At 67.7% G+C, this 17,023-nt stretch carries 19 protein-coding genes; 15 read left to right on the plus strand and 4 right to left on the minus strand.

Going from position 1 to position 17,023, the window contains the following annotated elements:
- Nucleotides 1-21: 21 nt before the first annotated feature.
- From QFZ83_RS00365 to QFZ83_RS00400, 8 genes are all read left to right on the plus strand, one after another.
- Nucleotides 22-1,185: a hypothetical protein gene (locus tag QFZ83_RS00365; RefSeq protein WP_307501320.1), complete on the plus strand. Its 1,164-nt coding sequence runs from the start codon at nucleotides 22-24 to the stop codon at nucleotides 1,183-1,185.
- Nucleotides 1,182-1,979, plus strand: coding sequence for an enoyl-CoA hydratase/isomerase family protein (locus QFZ83_RS00370; RefSeq protein ID WP_307501323.1), 798 nt, complete (start codon nucleotides 1,182-1,184; stop codon nucleotides 1,977-1,979). The genes QFZ83_RS00365 and QFZ83_RS00370 overlap by 4 nt, the downstream gene beginning before the upstream one ends.
- Nucleotides 1,958-2,491 (plus strand): SMI1/KNR4 family protein, encoded by a 534-nt coding sequence (locus QFZ83_RS00375; RefSeq protein WP_307501325.1) that lies wholly within the window; start codon nucleotides 1,958-1,960, stop codon nucleotides 2,489-2,491. The genes QFZ83_RS00370 and QFZ83_RS00375 overlap by 22 nt, the downstream gene beginning before the upstream one ends.
- Nucleotides 2,492-2,504: 13 nt before the next feature.
- Nucleotides 2,505-3,179, plus strand: coding sequence for a DUF4126 domain-containing protein (locus tag QFZ83_RS00380; protein WP_307501328.1), 675 nt, complete (start codon nucleotides 2,505-2,507; stop codon nucleotides 3,177-3,179).
- Complete coding sequence (locus QFZ83_RS00385; protein WP_306881433.1) at nucleotides 3,172-5,172, plus strand: acetyl/propionyl/methylcrotonyl-CoA carboxylase subunit alpha; 2,001 nt, start codon at nucleotides 3,172-3,174, stop codon at nucleotides 5,170-5,172. The genes QFZ83_RS00380 and QFZ83_RS00385 overlap by 8 nt, the downstream gene beginning before the upstream one ends.
- Before the next feature lie 91 nt (nucleotides 5,173-5,263).
- Nucleotides 5,264-6,220 carry a DUF4349 domain-containing protein gene (locus QFZ83_RS00390; protein ID WP_307501331.1) on the plus strand — a complete coding sequence of 319 codons (957 nt, stop codon included), beginning with the start codon at nucleotides 5,264-5,266 and terminating at the stop codon, nucleotides 6,218-6,220.
- Between the two features lie 48 nt (nucleotides 6,221-6,268).
- The gene (gene yfcF / locus QFZ83_RS00395) at nucleotides 6,269-6,889 is read left to right on the plus strand and encodes a glutathione transferase (protein ID WP_307501334.1); all 621 of its coding nucleotides are present in this window, start codon (nucleotides 6,269-6,271) and stop codon (nucleotides 6,887-6,889) included.
- Nucleotides 6,890-6,925: 36 nt separating this feature from the next.
- Nucleotides 6,926-7,543 carry a hypothetical protein gene (locus tag QFZ83_RS00400; RefSeq protein WP_307501337.1) on the plus strand — a complete coding sequence of 206 codons (618 nt, stop codon included), beginning with the start codon at nucleotides 6,926-6,928 and terminating at the stop codon, nucleotides 7,541-7,543.
- Here QFZ83_RS00400 and QFZ83_RS00405 read toward each other — a convergent pair.
- A complete protein-coding gene (locus QFZ83_RS00405; protein WP_307501339.1) occupies nucleotides 7,521-7,835 on the minus strand; it encodes an EthD family reductase in 315 nt (104 codons plus the stop codon). The genes QFZ83_RS00400 and QFZ83_RS00405 overlap by 23 nt on opposite strands.
- Before the next feature lie 90 nt (nucleotides 7,836-7,925).
- On the opposite strand from QFZ83_RS00405, the gene QFZ83_RS00410 reads away from it, so the two are divergent.
- From QFZ83_RS00410 to QFZ83_RS00440, 7 genes are all read left to right on the plus strand, one after another.
- Nucleotides 7,926-8,846, plus strand: a complete 921-nt coding sequence (locus tag QFZ83_RS00410; protein WP_307501342.1) for a glyoxylate/hydroxypyruvate reductase A — start codon at nucleotides 7,926-7,928, stop codon at nucleotides 8,844-8,846.
- Between the two features lie 90 nt (nucleotides 8,847-8,936).
- Entirely contained in the window at nucleotides 8,937-9,686 is a 750-nt protein-coding gene (locus QFZ83_RS00415) for an IclR family transcriptional regulator (RefSeq protein WP_307501344.1), read from the plus strand.
- The gene (locus QFZ83_RS00420) at nucleotides 9,683-10,090 is read left to right on the plus strand and encodes a cupin domain-containing protein (RefSeq protein ID WP_306881438.1); all 408 of its coding nucleotides are present in this window, start codon (nucleotides 9,683-9,685) and stop codon (nucleotides 10,088-10,090) included. The genes QFZ83_RS00415 and QFZ83_RS00420 overlap by 4 nt, the downstream gene beginning before the upstream one ends.
- Before the next feature lie 26 nt (nucleotides 10,091-10,116).
- Complete coding sequence (locus QFZ83_RS00425) at nucleotides 10,117-11,130, plus strand: tripartite tricarboxylate transporter substrate binding protein (protein ID WP_306881439.1); 1,014 nt, start codon at nucleotides 10,117-10,119, stop codon at nucleotides 11,128-11,130.
- Between the two features lie 124 nt (nucleotides 11,131-11,254).
- On the plus strand, nucleotides 11,255-12,481 hold the full coding sequence (locus QFZ83_RS00430) for a CaiB/BaiF CoA-transferase family protein (protein WP_307501348.1): 1,227 nt from the start codon (nucleotides 11,255-11,257) through the stop codon (nucleotides 12,479-12,481).
- Nucleotides 12,478-13,647 (plus strand): acyl-CoA dehydrogenase family protein, encoded by a 1,170-nt coding sequence (locus tag QFZ83_RS00435; RefSeq protein ID WP_307501350.1) that lies wholly within the window; start codon nucleotides 12,478-12,480, stop codon nucleotides 13,645-13,647. Before QFZ83_RS00430 ends, QFZ83_RS00435 begins: the two co-directional genes overlap by 4 nt.
- A gap of 9 nt (nucleotides 13,648-13,656) precedes the next feature.
- On the plus strand, nucleotides 13,657-13,962 hold the full coding sequence (locus QFZ83_RS00440; protein ID WP_307501353.1) for an acylphosphatase: 306 nt from the start codon (nucleotides 13,657-13,659) through the stop codon (nucleotides 13,960-13,962).
- A 172-nt stretch (nucleotides 13,963-14,134) separates the two neighbouring features.
- On the opposite strand, the gene QFZ83_RS00445 is transcribed toward QFZ83_RS00440, so the two are convergent.
- From QFZ83_RS00445 to QFZ83_RS00455, 3 genes are all read right to left on the minus strand, one after another.
- The gene (locus QFZ83_RS00445; protein ID WP_013543703.1) at nucleotides 14,135-15,112 is read right to left on the minus strand and encodes a tripartite tricarboxylate transporter substrate binding protein; all 978 of its coding nucleotides are present in this window, start codon (nucleotides 15,110-15,112) and stop codon (nucleotides 14,135-14,137) included.
- A 138-nt stretch (nucleotides 15,113-15,250) separates the two neighbouring features.
- Entirely contained in the window at nucleotides 15,251-16,192 is a 942-nt protein-coding gene (locus tag QFZ83_RS00450; RefSeq protein ID WP_307501357.1) for a tripartite tricarboxylate transporter substrate binding protein, read from the minus strand.
- Complete coding sequence (locus tag QFZ83_RS00455) at nucleotides 16,189-16,995, minus strand: citryl-CoA lyase (protein WP_013543701.1); 807 nt, start codon at nucleotides 16,993-16,995, stop codon at nucleotides 16,189-16,191. Before QFZ83_RS00455 ends, QFZ83_RS00450 begins: the two co-directional genes overlap by 4 nt.
- Nucleotides 16,996-17,023: the final 28 nt, after the last annotated feature.

The raw sequence follows: 17,023 nt of genomic DNA on the forward strand, positions 1-17,023 counted from the left end.
CTTCGAACAGGAAGTAATCCCATGGTCTCGAAATCCTTCGGTGCGAGTCAGTCGAGCGTCAGCTTTCTTGTGCTTTCTGCCTGCCTGTCGGCATTGGCCGTGCCCGCATTCGCACGCGACACGCGGCTGGTGCTGCCCATCTATCCGGTGATGCAGCAGCCCGCCACGCGCGAGGCCATCGGCAACGACGTACAGCTTCGTTTCGCGACCACGCCGCAGCCCCAGGTGTCGCAGGCGCAAACGCTCAAGGCCGAAAGCTATGCGCGGCCATACTCCAGCACGCAGCGCTATGGCGATGGTCGACCGGTGATCCGCAGCGACGAAGAGACCTGCCGCGAGGCGATGCGCAATACGCTGGTGGCGCTGGCCCAGGCGGCGCGGGCGCGCGGCGTGCACACGGTGACGCAGGTCGAGAGTTTTTACGAGGGTGCCGTGCTGTCGACACCCAATGCCTATGAATGCCATGCGGGCACCGGCAGCGCCGAAGTGCATCTGCGAGGCGTGGCAGGGGGCGATGCCGGCGCAGCGGCGATATCAAGTGTCGGGGTCGACGATATCGATGCCGTTCCAGGCTTGAACGCGGAAGGCCGTGCGGCGTATCAGAAATTCCTGCAGATGAAGGCGCCACGGGCTCTCGTCATTCGGCGGGTCGGCGACAGTTCCTGGGTCCACTGGGCCGACGGCCTGGTGCCGCGCGACATCAACCGACCTTCGGACCCGACGCAGCGGGCGATGGAATATTGCACCGAGCGCCACCAGGGCGAGTGCACCGTTTACGCGGTCGACTACGCCGTGGTCTATCAGAAGCCGCAGGCCGCGGCGGTCGAACGGAAGGCAGCGGCCGCAGGCCCCGTCACCAGCCTCTACAAGTTGCCGACCGACAGCCACTTCGCCGACGTCAACGATCCCTCCCTCGTGCCGGTGAGCGAGAGGAGCAGGAGCCGATACCTCGGGTTCCTCGCCTTGCCCCTGCCGCGCGCCTTTGCGATTTCGGCCGATGGCAGCGCGGCATTCGCCTCCGGCAGCGCGGCGATGGCCGATGTCCTCAACACCTGCGAACGCGAAGGAAAGACCTGCTGGCTCTACGCCGTGGACGATCGCGTCGTGTGGCAATCCGATCCGCACCAGCGCATCGGTCGTGTCAACCAACTCTCCAGAGTCCAGCAGGACGCACGCACCCCATGAGCAATTTTGAAAAACTCGATCTCCGGATCGACGGCGCCATCGCCCGCATCTGGCTCGACCAGCCCGACGCCCGCAACGCCTTCGACGATGTCGTCATCGCCGAGTTGACGCAGGCCTTCACCGAAGCCGGCGCCGCGCCGCAGGTGAAAGCCATCGTGCTCGGCGCGAACGGTCCGGCCTTCTGCGCGGGCGCGGACCTCAACTGGATGCGCCGCATGGCCGACTTCACGCGCGACGAGAACATCGCCGACGCGGGCAAGCTGGCCGACATGCTGCGCACCATCGCCGAGTGCCCCAAGCCCACCATCGCGCGCGTGCAGGGCGATGTGTATGCGGGCGGCATGGGCCTCGTCGCGGCCTGCGACATGGCCGTGAGCGTGGACACCGCGTGGTATTGCCTCAGCGAAGTCAAGATCGGCCTCGTGCCTGCCACCATCAGCCCGTATGTGCTGCGTGCGATGGGCACGCGCGCATCGCAGCGCTACTTCCTCACGGCCGAGCGTTTCACCGCCGCCGAGGCGCACCGCATCGGCTTCGTGCATGAAGTGGTGGCTGCCGATGCACTGGATGCCAAGGTCGATGAACTCCTGAAGGCGCTGACCGGCGCGAGCCCGGCCGCCGTACGCGCGTGCAAGCAACTGATCGCCGACGTGGCCGGTCGCGAGATCGACGACGCGCTCATCGCCAAGACCGTCGAAGGCATTGCCGACATCCGCGCGAGCGACGAAGGCCGCGAGGGCGTGCAGGCCTTCCTGCAGAAGCGCAAGCCGTCGTGGCTCGACGTGAAAGCCTGAAGCGCATGCCGCACCACGACGCCCTCATCGAACGCATGGACGCCTGGCTGACCGCGAACCGCGCGGACTACCACGCGGTGCTCCAGCCCGGCGTGAGCGATGCGGCCCTCGATGCCTTCGACGCGAAGTTCTCGCTGAAGCTGCCCGACGCCTTTCGTGCGCTCTACCGCTGGCGCAACGGCCAGCCGAACAGCAGCTTTGACAGCCTGCAGGACAACCGCATGTTCAGCGCGCTCGAAGACATCGCCGACACCAAGGAGATGCTGGACGACATGATCGGCACCGACTTCGAAGATCCCGGCACCTGGCGGCGTGGCTGGGTACCGTTCTTGTCGAACGGCGGCGGCAGCCATCTGTGCGTTGACATCGATGCCGAGGGCGGCGGAGGGGCCGGGCAGCTCATCGCCTTCTGGAAGGCCGACGAAGACCGTCCGGTAGAGCACGCCAGCATCGAGGCGTGGCTCGCCGACCTCGTGGCTTCCATGGAAGCCGGCACGATCGAATTCGACTGAAGAGAGACGCGCCATGAACACCAGCCTCGACATGCCCCAGTTGCTCGCGCTGGCCGCAGCCATCGGCTGGGCCAGCGGCGTGCGCCTGTACCTCGTGGTGCTGCTGACGGGCATCGTCGGCTACTTCGGCTGGGTGCCGCTGCCGAGCGGGCTTCAGTTGCTGGCGCATCCAGTGGTGATGGCGGCCAGCGGCTTCATGGTGTTCATCGAATTCTTCGCCGACAAGATCCCCGGCCTCGATTCGCTCTGGGACGTGGTGCACACCGCGATCCGCATTCCCGCGGGCGCCGCGCTCGCGGCCAGCGTGTTCGGCGCGGACCATGGCGTGATGGCCATCGTCGCCGCGCTGGTCGGCGGCGGCTTCGCGGCCACGGCGCATGCGGCCAAGGCCACCACGCGCGCGGCCATCAACACTTCGCCCGAGCCGTTTTCCAACGTGGGCGCTTCGCTGGTCGAAGACACGATGGTGCCGGCCGGGCTGTGGCTCGCTGTCGCGCATCCGCTCGTCTTTCTCGTGCTGTTCGTCCTCGTGCTGGTGCTCAGCGTGTGGCTCATCCGCAAGAGCTGGCGTTTTCTGCGCGCGCTGTTCGGCCGCGTGGCCCGCATCTTCAGCGGCCGACCCGATCCGGGCGTCGTGCCTGCGTTTCAACTGAAAAAGAATCCTCCGGGAGACACTCCGAATGTTTAAGAAGATCCTCATTGCCAACCGTGGCGAGATTGCCTGCCGCGTCGCGGCAACCGCACGCCGCATGGCCATCCGCACCGTCGCCGTGTATTCCGATGCCGACGCGCATGCCAACCACGTGCGCGCCTGCGACGAGTCGGTGCACATCGGGGGCAGCGCCCCCAAGGAAAGCTACCTGCGCTGGGAGCGAATCCTCGAGGCCGCCAAGGCCACGGGCGCCGAAGCAGTGCATCCCGGCTACGGCTTCCTGAGCGAGAACGAAGAGTTCGCACAAGCCTGCGCCGACGCGGGGCTGGTCTTCATCGGCCCGCCGCCCTCGGCGATCAAGGCGATGGGCCTGAAGGCCGAGTCGAAGCAGCTGATGGAAAAGGCCGGCGTGCCGCTGGTGCCCGGTTACCACGGCCACGACCAGGACCCGGCGCTGCTGCAGCGCGAAGCCGACCGCATCGGCTACCCGGTGCTCATCAAGGCGAGCGCGGGCGGCGGCGGCAAGGGCATGCGCGCGGTGGACAAGGCCGCGGATTTCGAAGCGGCGCTCGCCTCGTGCAAGCGCGAAGCCATCAACAGCTTCGGCGACGACGCGGTGCTGATCGAGAAGTACGTGCAGCGCCCGCGCCATATCGAGATCCAAGTGTTCGGCGACACGCACGGCAACTACGTCTACCTGTTCGAGCGCGACTGCTCGGTGCAGCGTCGCCACCAGAAGGTGCTGGAAGAAGCGCCCGCGCCCGGCATGACGGAAGCGATGCGCAAGGAGATGGGCGATGCGGCCGTGGCTGCCGCGCGTGCAGTGAACTACGTCGGCGCGGGCACTGTCGAGTTCATCGTCGAGCAGCGTGAAGGCGGCGAGATGAACTTCTTCTTCATGGAGATGAACACGCGGCTGCAGGTGGAGCATCCCGTGACCGAAGCGATCACCGGCCTCGACCTCGTGGAGTGGCAACTGCGCGTGGCCTCCGGCGAGGCGCTGCCCGCCAAGCAGGCGGACCTGCAGATCCACGGTCACGCGATCGAAGCGCGCATCTGCGCCGAGAACCCCGACAACAACTTCCTGCCCGCCACCGGCACGCTGCGCGTGTACCGAAAGCCCCAGGCGACTGCCTTCCAGCGCAGCCGCGTGCGCATCGACGACGGCGTGCGCGAGGGCGGTGAGATTTCGCCCTTCTACGACTCGATGATCGCCAAGCTGATCGTGCACGGCAGCACGCGCGCCGAGGCGCTGGCCCGGCTCGACGCAGCGCTCGCACAGGTGCAGATCGTGGGCGTGGCGACGAACGTGCAGTTCCTGCGCGGCATCCTCGCGACCGAATCGTTCTCGAAAGCCAACCTCGACACCGCGCTGATCGAGCGCGAGCGCGCCGTTCTGTTCGACCGCGAGGCACTGGGCCTGCCGATGGCCGCCGCCGCCGCGATCACGCGCACGCTGATCACCGAGTGGCCCGCGAAGATGCCCGATCCCTTCGCCCGCCGCGACGGCTGGCGCGCATTGGGCGAGTACCGCCGCCACTTCGACTTCGAGTTCCGCGGTGCGGAGCAGACAGCCGTGCTGACCTACAAGCGCGACGGCGGCCTCTGGCTCGAAGCCGGCGGCACGGCCGGGCCGCTGGTCATCGGCCAGTTCCCGACGGGCGAGTTCGAGGTCGAGTTCGGCGGCTCGCGCCAGACGCTCGACGTGCACCTCGATGGCGCAACGGCCCACGTGTTCGCTGCGAAGGGTGCGACGAAGATCACCGCCATCGACCGCCTCGCCCACGCCGGCGACACGCAGGCCGAAGGCGGCCGGCTCACCGCGCCGATGCCCGGCAAGGTCGTGTCCTTCGCCGTGAAGGCGGGCGACAAGGTCAGCCGCGGCCAGCCGCTGGCCGTGATGGAAGCTATGAAGATGGAGCACACCATCGCGGCGCCGGCCGACGGTACGGTGGAAGAACTGATGTTCTCGCCCGGCGAGCAGGTGGCCGAGGGCGAAGAGCTGCTGCGAATGGCCGCCGCGGCCTGACCAGCTTCGCGGGCGTTGCGCGAAGTTCTTTAACCCCGTTGCGGAGGCTCGTCCGTATCAGCTGCGGTAGTCATCACTTCAAGGGATTTTCATGACGCATCGCAAGCTCTCCGCTTCGACCCATCTCGCTCGCCGCAACGCGGGCTTTGCCGCCCTCGCGCTGGCCGCCGCGCTTGCACTCGCCGGTTGCCAGCGCAACGAGGTCGCCTCGCTCGACGCGGCGCCGCCGCCAGCGCCCATGTCGGCCCCCACTGGCTTTGCCGGCGGCATGGCGATGAAGGAGCGGTCGCGTGCCGCTCCCCAGGTCGAGCAAGCCTCTGCCGCCGCCGATGCAAGCCAAGGGCAAGAGGTGCCGCTGCAGCGCTTTCTCGCGGTGCGCCAGGACCTGAACGTCGAAGTGCCGCCCGAGCAACTCGCCGACGCCTGGGGCAAGGTGCGCGACCTCTGCGGCACGCTGCAGTGCGAGCTGCTGTCGTCCTCCCTGTTGCGCGAAACGCCGCAGCAGCCCGGCAACGCCATGCTCGAGATGCGCGTGGCCCCGGCCGACGTCGACAAGCTGCTCAGCGGCCTCGCGGGCGTCGCCAAGGTGGTGTCGCAGAACACCACGAGCGAGGACAAGACGGCCGAGGTGATCGACGTCGAGGCGCGCATCAAGAACCGCATCGAGTTCCGCGACAGCCTGCGGTTGATGCTGCGCGACACGGTCACCAAGCGCACCATGGCCGACCTGCTGGCGATCCAGCGCACGCTGTCGGATACGCAGGCCGAGCTCGACGCCATCGCCACCCAGCGCAAGGTGCTGGAGCAGCAGACGAGCAAGCAGCACATCCAGATCCAGTTCACGCCGAGCCGCACGCTGGTGCAGGGCGGGCGCAGCTACAACCCGATGGTGCGGGCGCTGCGCGAAGCCGGCTCCGTGCTGGCGGAAAGCGTGGGCGTGCTCATCACCTTCCTGGCGGCTGTGCTGCCGTGGCTGTTGCTGGTGGGGCTGCCGCTCGCGTGGCTGGTGCGGGTGTTGTGGCGCCGCAGGCGCGCGAAGACTGCGTGAGAGACTGAGCTCCCATACAGTCGTTTCAATCTCGAGGAGCTCTTTCCGATGCCGGACCCACTTCGTCTCTATGTGGACGCTCAGTTCGCCAGCCCCTATGCCATGTCGGTGTTCGTGGCGCTGCACGAGAAGCGACTCGCGTTCGAGATGCAACGCCTTGACCTCGCGGCGCAGGAAAATCGGGATGCCGGTTTCTCGCAGCTGTCGCTCACGCAGCGCGTGCCGATGTTGGTGCACGGCGACTTCGCGCTGTCGGAGTCATCCGCCATCACCGAGTACATCGACGAGGTTTTCCCGGGGACGCCGTTGTATCCGAGTGATGTGCGCAGCAAGGCTCGCGCGAGGCAGCTGCAGGCTTGGCTGCGCAGCGACCTGATGCCGATCCGGCAGGAACGGTCGACCGAAGTGGTTTTCTACGGCGCTGTTGGCGCACCGCTGTCCGCGGCGGCGCAGGCGTCGGCCCGGTCGCTCTTCGATGCAGTCGAGGCGCTGCTGCCGGCCAGTGCTGAGCACCTGTTCGGCGAATGGTCGATCGCCGATACCGACGTTGCGCTGATGCTGAACCGGCTCGTGCTCAACGGGGATGCGGTGCCGGCGCGATTGGCCGCCTATGCGGCCCGGCAGTGGCAGCGGCCCTCGGTACAGCGCTGGGTGGCATTGGCGCGCTGACGCATGTCGTTCGTTTGTTCTTCAGGCCGACGATCCGTGTTGGCGATGATGGCCGGTGTACTCGCATCGATGTCGGCACTCGGCAGCGAGCCGATGCGAGTGGTTGAAGGCGAAGTCATTGCTGCTTATCTGAACACGGTCGAGCCTGACGAGGCGCCGAAAAAGGCACTGATCATCGAGCAAACTACGGCAGATGTGGACGAGGCGCTCACGTCTGGTGCTGGCGAGCAAGCACGCGAAATGCTCAGGAAACAGCTGCCGCAAGCGACAGAGAAAGTGATCGACGATTTTCTTCGTGTGCTGGCCAGGCCGGCCGCGCTGTCGATACCTTCCCGGCTCGTGCGTCCGAACATCCGAATGCAGATGGTCCGCGTGGCAGATATCGATCGCCTGTTCGACACAAAGAGCCTCGGTGCGGCCTGGGAAAATTTCTATAAGGCGTACCCGAATGCGGCATGTCTTATTCGTAATTTCGCGCGTGGGCCTCGACGAGGAGGCGACCCAGGCGCTTGTTTACCTGTCGGTGAGGAGCGGCGGCTTGCGGGGTTCAGGCCATTTCGTGTTGTTGCACCGGCGTTTCGGCATATGGCGCATTCTCGCCAGCGAGCAAGCCTGGGTCAGCTGACGCCTGTCAGCCCACCACCACTTCACTGATCTGCATCACCGGCGCGATGTCGGTGTAGTTCTTGATATCGCCGTTGATCTCCTTCGCATGCGGCCCGAACGCCTTCTGGAAGGCTTCGACCGATTCGCAGAACACATGGCACATGCCGATGTAGGCCGGCGGTGATCCAGGTGCGCCGCCGCCCAGTCCCTTGTCGATGGTGTAGGTGAGGCAGGCGTCGCCCATGCGGGCCTTCAGCAGCGGCATGTGCTTGTCGCGGTAGTAGGCGTGGTCGAAGCGGGCGTCGGCCGTGTAGGGGTACATCACGCTGACTTTGATCATGGGTGTCTCCGGGTGAGCTGAGGTGTGGGTGGCGTTCGAGCACAGCCATCCATGGGCATCGCGTCAGCGCCCTCACTAAGATTCGTCCCCATGCGAATCACCGTCTACCTCACCGACAACCGCCCAGCCCCCTGGATCGAAGGCCTCAAGGCCGAACTCCCCGATGCCGTCATCGAAGCATGGAAGCCCGGCGCGCCTCAAGCCGACCACGCTGTGGTGTGGGCGCCGCCGCAGGAGTTCATCGACCAGCAGCCGCAGCTGCGCGGCATCTTCAACATCGGCGCGGGCGTCGATGCGCTGCTCAAGCTCAAGGTGCCGGCGCACACGCGCATCGTGCGGCTCGACGATGCGGGCATGTCGGTGCAGATGGCCGAATACGTGTGCCACACGCTCATTCGCCACTTCCGCGAGTTCGACATCTACGAAGCGGATGCGCGCCAGGGCAAGTGGAGCTATCGCAAGCCGAAGCTGCGGCGCGATTTTCCGGTCGGGATCATGGGGCTCGGCGTGCTGGGCGAGCGCGTGGCCAAGGCCGTCGCGCAGTTCGAGTTCCCGGTGCTGGGCTGGAGCCGCTCGCCGAAGGCCATCGATGGCGTGCAGGTGTTCAGCGGCGAAGCGCAGTTCGACGAGTTTCTCGCGTCCACGCGCGTGCTGATCAACCTGCTGCCGCTGACCGATGCGACGCGCGGCATCCTCAACCGCAAGACGCTGGGCAAGCTGAAGCCCGAGGGCTATCTCATCAGCATCGCGCGCGGCGGGCATCTGGTCGAAGACGACCTGATCCCGATGCTCGATGCCGGCGAGCTCGCAGGCGCGACGCTCGACGTGTTCCAGGTCGAGCCGCTGCCGGCCGACCATGCCTTCTGGCGCCACCCCAAGATCACCGTGACCCCGCACGGCTCGGCGCGCACGCTGCGCGAGGAGTCCATCACGCAGATCGCCGGGAAGATCCGCGCGATGGAAGAGGGGCGGCCGATCAACGGCATCGTCGATCCCGTCCGAGGCTACTGACGCGATGCGCCACCGACGATCTGGCTGAAAGGAGGCGAACAAAGGGGAAACCCTGACACGTTTGTTTTTCGCATACGAGAAAATTTCTTCATGGTTGTGAAAACAGCGTTTCGCGTGATCGAGATCGTCGAACTCTTTGCCCGGGAGAAGCAGCCGCTGGCGCTGTCCGAGATGGCGCGGCTGCTCGACATGCCCGTGTCCAGTTGCCTCGGCCTCATCCGCACGCTCGAAGAGCAGGGCTACATGTACGAGACCGGCCGCCGCCAGGGCTACTACCCGACGGGCCGGCTGCTCGCGATGGCGCAGGTCATCGCCGCGCACGATCCGGTGCTCGACCGCGTGAAGGCCACGCTCGAAGAACTGCGCGACGCCGCGCGCGAGACCGTGGTGTTCGGCAAGTTCCGGGATGCGGGGCACGTCGTCTACCTCGACGTGCTGAGCGCGCCGCAGCGCATCCGCTACACGGCCGAATCGGGCGAAACGCGCCCGGCGTATGCCAATTCGCTGGGCCGCGCGCTGCTCTCCACGCTCGCGCCCGAAGCGCGCCGCAAGCTGCTCGAGAGCACGGCGCTGCTGCCGCTCACCGACGCCACGCTCACCACCGCCGACGCCATCGAGGACGAACTGCAGCGCTCCGCCGCGCGCGGCTGGTACGGCAACCTCGGCGAAAGCATTCCCGACCTGATCGGCTTGGCCTGGCCGCTGCGCATCGGCGGCGAGGCTTATGCGATCTCGGTCGCGGGCCCGCGCTACCGCATGGAGCCGCGCATCGAGGAGATCGCCGCGATGCTGCGCTCGGCCTGCCTCGCGATCGAACCCAAGACAGAAAGCCCCCGATGACTGCTACCGCCACCGCTACCGCTCCCGCTGCACGCTACTTCGTCCGCGAGGACGAGATCACCGGCTACCACCCCGCCAACCACACCGGCACGCTGAACAAGCGGCTGATCGGCCCCGAGACCGTGGGCGCGAAGCAGCTCGAGGTCCTGGTCGGCCACATCCAGAAGGGCAAGGGCGCGCTGCCGCATGCGCACCCGGGCATCGAGCAGGTCTGCTACATGCTCGAAGGCCGCGCGGTCGCCGAGGTGGGCGGCCAGCGGCAGGAGCTGCACCCCGGCGACAGCTGCTTTTTTCCGGCCGACGCGATGCACACCTTCACGGTGGTGAGCGACGAGCCGGTGCGCGTGCTGGTGATCTACAGCCCGCCGTACGAGGAACTGCCGGAGCGCGTGATCCGGCCCTGAACGACAACCACCCGGAGACAAAAACCATGCAGACGAAGAACGCGACAGAAACAGTCGCGGTGGAAAGCCGCCGTCGTTTCATTTCCATCGGTGCCGCGGCGGGCCTCGCAGGGGCCGCGCCCTGGGCCTTCGCGCAGGACGGCGGCTACCCGAAGCAGCCCATACGGCTGGTCGTGCCCTTCGCGGCCGGCAGCGGCACCGACGCGGTGGCGCGCATCACCGCGCAGATGCTCGGCGAGGCGCTCAAGGGATCGGTGATCGTGGACAACCGCGCCGGCGCCAACGGCGTGATCGCGGCCGAGCTCGTGGCCAAGGCGCCGCCCGACGGCTACACGCTCTTCATGACCACCAACACCACGCACTCGGCCAACCCGAGCCTGATGAAGCACCTGCCCTACGACCCGGTGAAGGACTTCGCACCGGTCAGCCGCATGGGCAACCTGCCGTTCATGCTGGTGGTCAACAACGACCTGCCGGTCAAGAGCGTGGCCGAGCTGCTGGCCTGGGGCCGCGCGCATCCGGGCAAGCTGACCTATGCGAGCGGCAACAGCACCGGCATCGTGAGCGGCGCCACGCTCTCGCGCATGAGCGGCGTGCCGATGCTGCACGTGCCCTACAAGAGCACGCCGCCGGCGATCGCCGACCTGATCGGCGGACAGGTGTCGATGATGGTGGTCGACCTCGCCGCGGGGCTCACCACGGTGAAGGCCGGCAAGATGCGCGCGATCGCGGTCACCACGCAGGAGCGCACCAAGCTCTTTCCAGAACTGCCGCCGTTGGCCGACACGCCAGAGCTCAAGGGCTTCGACATCACCTCGTGGAACGGCGTGTTCGCGCCGGCCGGCACGCCGCGCGACATCGTGCTGAAGCTCAACAAGGCGCTGTCGGAGATGGCGAACGGCGCGGTGTTTCGCGAGCGCGTGAGCAAGCTGGGCTTCGATGCGTTCGGCAGCACGCCGGAGGAGCTGGGTGCGTTCACCGTGTCCGAACTGGCCAAGTGGAAGAAGCTGATCCAGGCTGCCGGCATTCAACCCGAATGAGCGCTGAGCTGACTTTCTCCCTCCCCTTTCGGGGGAGGGCCGGGGTGGGGGCACGCGGCGTATCCATCGGGCGCTCTGCCTGCCCCCATCCCAACCTTCCCCCGGAAGGGGAAGGAGCAAAGACATGAACACCACGGGACCACTTCACGGCATCCGCATCCTCGACCTCACTGCCGTGGTGATGGGCCCCTACGCCACGCAGACGCTCGGCGATCTCGGCGCCGACATCATCAAGGTCGAGCCGCCTTCGGGCGACAACCTGCGCGCGGTCGGTCCGATGCGCCATGCCGGCATGGGCGCGATGGCAATGCACCTGAACCGCAACAAGCGCTCGATCGTGCTGGACCTGAAGCAGCCCGAAGGCCGCGAGGCGTGCCTGCGGCTTGCGGCGGGTTGCGATGCGCTCATCTACAACACGCGCCCGCAGGCGATGGCGAGGCTCGGGCTCGGCTACGAGGCCGTGGCGGCGGTCAATCCGAAGATCGTCTACCTCGGTGCCTTCGGCTACGGCGAAGAAGGACCGTACGCCGGCAAGCCCGCGTACGACGACCTGATCCAGGGCGCGGCCGGCGTCGCCTCGCTCTTCGCGCAGCAAAGCGGCGATGCGCCGCGCTACGCGCCCGTCACGCTCGCCGACCGTGCCGTGGGCCTGCAGGCCGCCATCGCGCTGCTCGCCGCGGTGCTGAGCGCGCAGCGCACCGGCAAGGGCCAGGCGGTCGAGGTGCCGATGTTCGAGGCGCTCTCGCAGTTCGTGATGGGCGACCACCTCGGCGGCCACAGCTTCGAGCCGCCGCTCGGACCCACCGGCTATGCGCGCCTGCTCGCGCCGCATCGCAAGCCCTACGCCACGGCCGACGGCCACCTCAGCGTGCTCATCTACAACGACAAGCACTGGCAGGCCTTCTTCGACGTGATCGGCCGGCCCGAACTGCGCGCCTCGCCGATGTTCGGCACGCACACGGCGCGCGCGGCGAACATCGGCGCGGTCTATGCGTTCGTCGCCGAAGTGATGGCCACGCGCGGCAGCGACGAATGGATGGCGGTGCTGGAAGCGGCCGACATCCCGGTCGCGCGCCTGCACAGCACCGAGAGCCTGCTCGACGACCCGCACCTGCGCGCGGTCGATTTCTTTCCCGAGTTCGACCACCCGAGCGAGGGCCGCATCCGCACGCTCGCGCCGGTCGGGCGCTACAGCGCCACGCCCGCGTCGATCCGCCGCCCCGCGCCGCGCATCGGCGAGCAGAGCGTGGAGTTGCTGCGCGAAGCGGGCTACGCCAACGAAGACATCGAACGGATGCTCGCGCGCGGCGTCACGCTGCAGCCGGAACCCACGAAAGACAACAGCGAATGAATTTCTCCTTGAACGAAGACCAGCGCTCGCTCGTCGCCGCCATCGAGCGCCTCTGCGAAGACTTCCCCATCGACTACTGGCGCGACCATGACGAGCGCGCCGCGTTCCCGCACGCGTTCCACCGCGCCGTGGCTCAAAGCGGCTGGCTCGGCATCGCGATGCCCGAGGCGCAGGGCGGCGCGGGGCTCGGCATCACCGAGGCGGCGCTGATGATGCGCGCCATCAGCGCGTCGGGCGCGGGCATGTCGGGCGCGTCGTCGGTGCACATGAACATCTTTGGCCTCAACCCGGTGGTGGTGTTCGGCACCGAGGCGCAGCGCCAGCGCTTCCTGCCGCCGCTGATCGCGGGCACCGAGAAAGCCTGCTTCGCGGTGACCGAGCCCGACGCGGGGCTCGACACCACCAGCCTCAAGACGCAGGCGGTGCGCCAGCCGAACGGCAGCTACCTGCTGCACGGACGCAAGATCTGGATATCGACCGCGCAGGTGGCCGACCGCATGCTGATCCTCACGCGCACCACGCCCATCGACCAGGTGAAGAAGCCCACGCAGGGCCTCACGCTGTTCTACACGGCGCTGGACCGCAGCAAGGTCGAGGTGCGCGAGATCCACAAGCTGGGCCGCGCGGCGGTGGACTCGAACATGCTCTTCATCGACGGCCTCGAAGTGCCGGAAGAAGACCGCATCGGCGAGGAAGGCCGTGGCTTCGAATACATCCTGCACGGCCTCAACCCGGAACGCATATTGATCGCGGCCGAAGCCATCGGCATCGGCCGCGCCGCGCTGCGCATCGCCTCGCAGTACGCGCAGGAGCGCGTCGTGTTCGGCCGGCCCATCGGGCAGAACCAGGGCGTGGCGCATCCGCTCGCGCGCGCCTGGGCCAACCTGGAAGCGGCCGACCTGATGATGCTCAAGGCCGCCGCGCTGTACGACGCGGACGAGCCCTGCGGCATCGAAGCCAACGCCGCGAAGTACCTCGCGGCCGAGGCGGCGCACGACGCCTGCCAGAACGCCGTCCTCACGCTGGGTGGCATGGGCTATGCCAAGGAATACCATGTCGAGCGTCTGCTGCGCGAGAGCTACATTCCGCGCATCGCGCCGGTGAGCCCGCAGATGATCCTGAACTTCATCGCCGAGAAGGCCCTCGGCTTGCCCAAGTCGTACTGATCACTGTTCATGAACGCCAACGCCATCGTCACCCGCCATCTCGTCGTCCGCGGCCTCGTGCAGGGCGTGGGCTATCGCTGGTCGATGGTGCAGGCCGCCGAGCGGCTCGGCGTGCGCGGTTGGGTACGCAACCGGCGCGACGGCAGCGTGGAGGCGCTCGCGGCCGGAGAAGTCGATGCCGTCGAGGCGCTGGTCCGCTGGGCGCGCCAGGGGCCGGCCGGTGCGCGCGTGGATGCGGTCGATGTGAACGAGCCAAATGACGTGACGGCCGCGGACGATCTGCCCGACAGCTTCACGCAGCGCGAGACGGCGTAGGCTCTCGTCGTCGTGCCGGTTCAGGCCAATCCGTCCTCCATCTCCATCCATCCGTTCGCGTGAGCTTGTCGAAGCGTTGCGCAAGGCTTCGACAAGCTCAGCCCGAACGGCTCTGTCCGTCCATGAAGCAGGCTTATGCCGAACGGCTCTGTCTGTCCATGGCAAGGGCGCGTCAATCCACCCGGATGTTCTTCGCCTTCACGATGCGGCTGTAAATGTCCGCATCGCGCCGCACCGCCGCGGCCATCTCGGCCTGCGTGAGTCCGAGCGGCTCGCTGTTCAGGTCGCGGATGCGCTTGGCCAGGTCAGGGTCCTTGCTGGCCTCGATCATCACGGCGTTGAAGCGCTGCTGTATCGCGACCGGCGTCGCGGCCGGCGCCCAGAGGCCGTGCCACGAGGTCATCACGAGGCCGGGCACCACTTCGGAGAGCGTGGGCACGTCGGGCATCGCGGGGTGGCGGCTCGGGCCGGAATAGGCAAGGGCCTGCACGCGGCCGCTGCTGATGAGCTGGTAGCCGGTGGCGATCGGCTCCATCACCGTGTCGACCTGCCCGCCCACCACGTCGGCCACGGGGCTCGCGCGGTAGGGCACGTGCAGCATGTCGGTGCCGGTCTCGTCCTTGAACCATTCCACGATCAGGTGCGACGGGCTCCCCGCGCCGTAGGAGGCATGCGAGATCGTGCCCGGCTTCGCCTTCGCGGCGGCGATCAGTTCCTTGACCGACTTGGCCGGGAATTTCGGACTCGCGATCAGCACCAGCCCCTGCCGCATCGTGGTCGCGACCGGCACCAGGTCCTTCTGCGGATCGAAGGGCAGCTTGGCGTAGATGTAGGGGTTGATCGTGAACGCCGTCGACAGGTTGTAGAGGAAGGTGTAGCCATCGGGCGGTGCCTTCGCCACCGCGTCGGAGGCCAGGTTGCCGGCGGTGCCGGGCTTGTTGTCGATCACCACCGGCACGCCGAGCTGGCGCGCCATGTACTCGCCGTACAGCCGCGCGAAGATGTCCGGCGGCGTGCCGGGCGCGAAGCCCACCACGATGCGGATCGGCTTGCTGGGCCAGGCCGCGCCCTGCGCGGACGCGAAGCTGCACGCGAGGCCGAGAAGGAGGCCGATGAAGGGGCCGGCCAGCCATTTGAATGTCGAACGCATGAATGTCTCCTGTCGCGGGTCGTGCCCGCTTTTGTTTGCTTGAATCGGCTCTGCGGCCGGTGCTCTTCTTCTTCGCCCTGTTGATCCGTCGAGGGCCTGGACTCCTTTGCGCTTGCAGGCTCGCGCCGTGCGTGCCCGTCAGTCGATCTGCGCGCCCGAGCGACGCACGGCCTCGCCCCACTTGGCGATCTCCGTGCGCGCGAAGGCGTCGAGTTGCTCGGTGTTCAACTCGGCGTGTTCGATGCCTTGCTGCGCGAGCTTTTCGCGCACCTCGGGCTGGGCCAGCACCTGGCGCGTGGCCTCGCGCAGCCGGTCGCGCTGCGCGGCGGGCATGCTGCTCGGCGCGTACAACATGAACCACGCGACGAGGTCGAAGTCCTTCACGCCCTGTTCCATCAGCGTTGGCACATCGGGCGCAGCGGCGCTGCGCTTCGCGCCCGACGCGCCGAGCGCACGCAGCTTGCCCGCGCGCACCTGTGGCATCACCGCGGCCGGGTGATAGAACATGAACTGCACGTTGCCGGCCATGAGTTCGGTCATGGCCTGCGCGCCGTCGCGGTAGGGCACATGCATGAAGTTCTTCGCCAGGCGCACATTGAGCAGCTCGCCCGCGAGGTGGCCCGAAGTGCCGTTGCCGGCCGAGGCGAAGTTCACGTTGCCGGTCGCGGCGCCCAGGTCGGCCACGCTTTTCCACGGAGAGTTCGCGGGCACCACCAGCAGCGTGGGCGTCGCGCCCGCGAAGCCCAGCGGCACGAAGTCGCGCAGCGGCTGGTACGGCAGGCGCTTGTAGAGCGAGGGGTTGATCGCATGCGTGCCGACCGTGCCCATCAAGAGCGTCTGGCCGTCGTTGGAGCGCGCCACCTGCTCGCTGCCGATCGAGCCGCCCGCGCCCGGCTTGTTCTCCACGATCGCGGCCACGCCGAGCTGCCGGCCCAGCGCATCGGCAAGGATGCGGCCGACGATGTCGGTGGAGGTGCCGGCGCCGAAGGGCACCACGATCTTCAGCGGGCGCAGCGAACCTTGCGCGAGCGCTGCGCCCGCGGCCAGCAGTGCGCTGGCGAGCAGCAGGCGGCGCTTCATGCCGCGCTCCCGAAGCCCGCTGGCACCTGGCCGTCGTACTGCAGCTCGCGCGTGGCCTGGTAGGAGAGGGCGAAGCCGCTCGGCGTCTCGGCCTCTTCGGCCAGGTGCGCGATCAGCCCCGCGGTGCGCGCAAGGATCGGCACGCCGCGCAGCGACGCCACCGGAAAGCCCACGCCCAGCAGCACGGCCGGAATGGCGGCCGAGACGTTCATGCGCAACTCGCGGCCCACGATGCCGGGGATCACGCGCTCCAGCGCCTGCGCGATGCGCACGTAGCGCATGTCGGCGCCGGCTTCGGCGGCCACTTCGATGAGCCGGTCCACGCGCGGATCGTTCGCCTTGTGCAGCGGATGGCCGTAGCCGGGGATGGCCTGGCGGCTTTCCTTCAGCGCGCGGATCGTGGCGGCGGCCACGTCGTCGAGCGCTTCGCCCGCATCGACGCGCGCCGCCACGTCGGCGAAGAGGCGCCCCGCGGTTTCCGACGCGCCCAGGATCACCGAGCCGCAGCCCAGGATGCCCGCGGCGACTGCGCCCTGCAGCGCGTCGGGCGCGGCGGCGAAGGTCATGCGGCTGGCCTGCACGCTGGGCACGAGGCCGTGCTCGGCAATGGCCACCAGCGTGGCGTTGAGCACCGTGCTGCAGGCCGCATCGGGTTGCTTGCCGGTGAGCAACAGGAAGAAGTAATCCGCGAACGAGAGCTTGCCGATGAGGTCGCGGCACAGGTCCTGCCCGCGAACGACGATGGTGTGTTCGTCCGAGGTGCAGATGGCGGTGCGCGGGACGGTGGATTTGCCGATTTTCATGAGAGCGTACGCAGTGGATCGAGGTAGA

Source organism: Variovorax sp. W1I1, assembly GCF_030815625.1.
Lineage (GTDB): Bacteria > Pseudomonadota > Gammaproteobacteria > Burkholderiales > Burkholderiaceae_C > Variovorax > Variovorax paradoxus_C.

What these genes read in the sequence shown, in the direction of transcription:
- QFZ83_RS00365 (WP_307501320.1), top strand. Translation starts at nt 22, where the DNA reads ATGGTCTCGAAATCCTTCGGTGCGAGTCAGTCGAGCGTCAGCTTTCTT.
- QFZ83_RS00370 (WP_307501323.1), top strand. Translation starts at nt 1,182, where the DNA reads ATGAGCAATTTTGAAAAACTCGATCTCCGGATCGACGGCGCCATCGCC.
- QFZ83_RS00380 (WP_307501328.1), top strand. Translation starts at nt 2,505, where the DNA reads ATGAACACCAGCCTCGACATGCCCCAGTTGCTCGCGCTGGCCGCAGCC.
- QFZ83_RS00385 (WP_306881433.1), top strand. Translation starts at nt 3,172, where the DNA reads ATGTTTAAGAAGATCCTCATTGCCAACCGTGGCGAGATTGCCTGCCGC.
- QFZ83_RS00390 (WP_307501331.1), top strand. Translation starts at nt 5,264, where the DNA reads ATGACGCATCGCAAGCTCTCCGCTTCGACCCATCTCGCTCGCCGCAAC.
- yfcF (WP_307501334.1), top strand. Translation starts at nt 6,269, where the DNA reads ATGCCGGACCCACTTCGTCTCTATGTGGACGCTCAGTTCGCCAGCCCC.
- QFZ83_RS00405 (WP_307501339.1), bottom strand. Translation starts at nt 7,835, where the DNA reads ATGATCAAAGTCAGCGTGATGTACCCCTACACGGCCGACGCCCGCTTC.
- QFZ83_RS00410 (WP_307501342.1), top strand. Translation starts at nt 7,926, where the DNA reads ATGCGAATCACCGTCTACCTCACCGACAACCGCCCAGCCCCCTGGATC.
- QFZ83_RS00415 (WP_307501344.1), top strand. Translation starts at nt 8,937, where the DNA reads ATGGTTGTGAAAACAGCGTTTCGCGTGATCGAGATCGTCGAACTCTTT.
- QFZ83_RS00420 (WP_306881438.1), top strand. Translation starts at nt 9,683, where the DNA reads ATGACTGCTACCGCCACCGCTACCGCTCCCGCTGCACGCTACTTCGTC.
- QFZ83_RS00425 (WP_306881439.1), top strand. Translation starts at nt 10,117, where the DNA reads ATGCAGACGAAGAACGCGACAGAAACAGTCGCGGTGGAAAGCCGCCGT.
- QFZ83_RS00430 (WP_307501348.1), top strand. Translation starts at nt 11,255, where the DNA reads ATGAACACCACGGGACCACTTCACGGCATCCGCATCCTCGACCTCACT.
- QFZ83_RS00435 (WP_307501350.1), top strand. Translation starts at nt 12,478, where the DNA reads ATGAATTTCTCCTTGAACGAAGACCAGCGCTCGCTCGTCGCCGCCATC.
- QFZ83_RS00440 (WP_307501353.1), top strand. Translation starts at nt 13,657, where the DNA reads ATGAACGCCAACGCCATCGTCACCCGCCATCTCGTCGTCCGCGGCCTC.
- QFZ83_RS00445 (WP_013543703.1), bottom strand. Translation starts at nt 15,112, where the DNA reads ATGCGTTCGACATTCAAATGGCTGGCCGGCCCCTTCATCGGCCTCCTT.
- QFZ83_RS00450 (WP_307501357.1), bottom strand. Translation starts at nt 16,192, where the DNA reads ATGAAGCGCCGCCTGCTGCTCGCCAGCGCACTGCTGGCCGCGGGCGCA.
- QFZ83_RS00455 (WP_013543701.1), bottom strand. Translation starts at nt 16,995, where the DNA reads ATGAAAATCGGCAAATCCACCGTCCCGCGCACCGCCATCTGCACCTCG.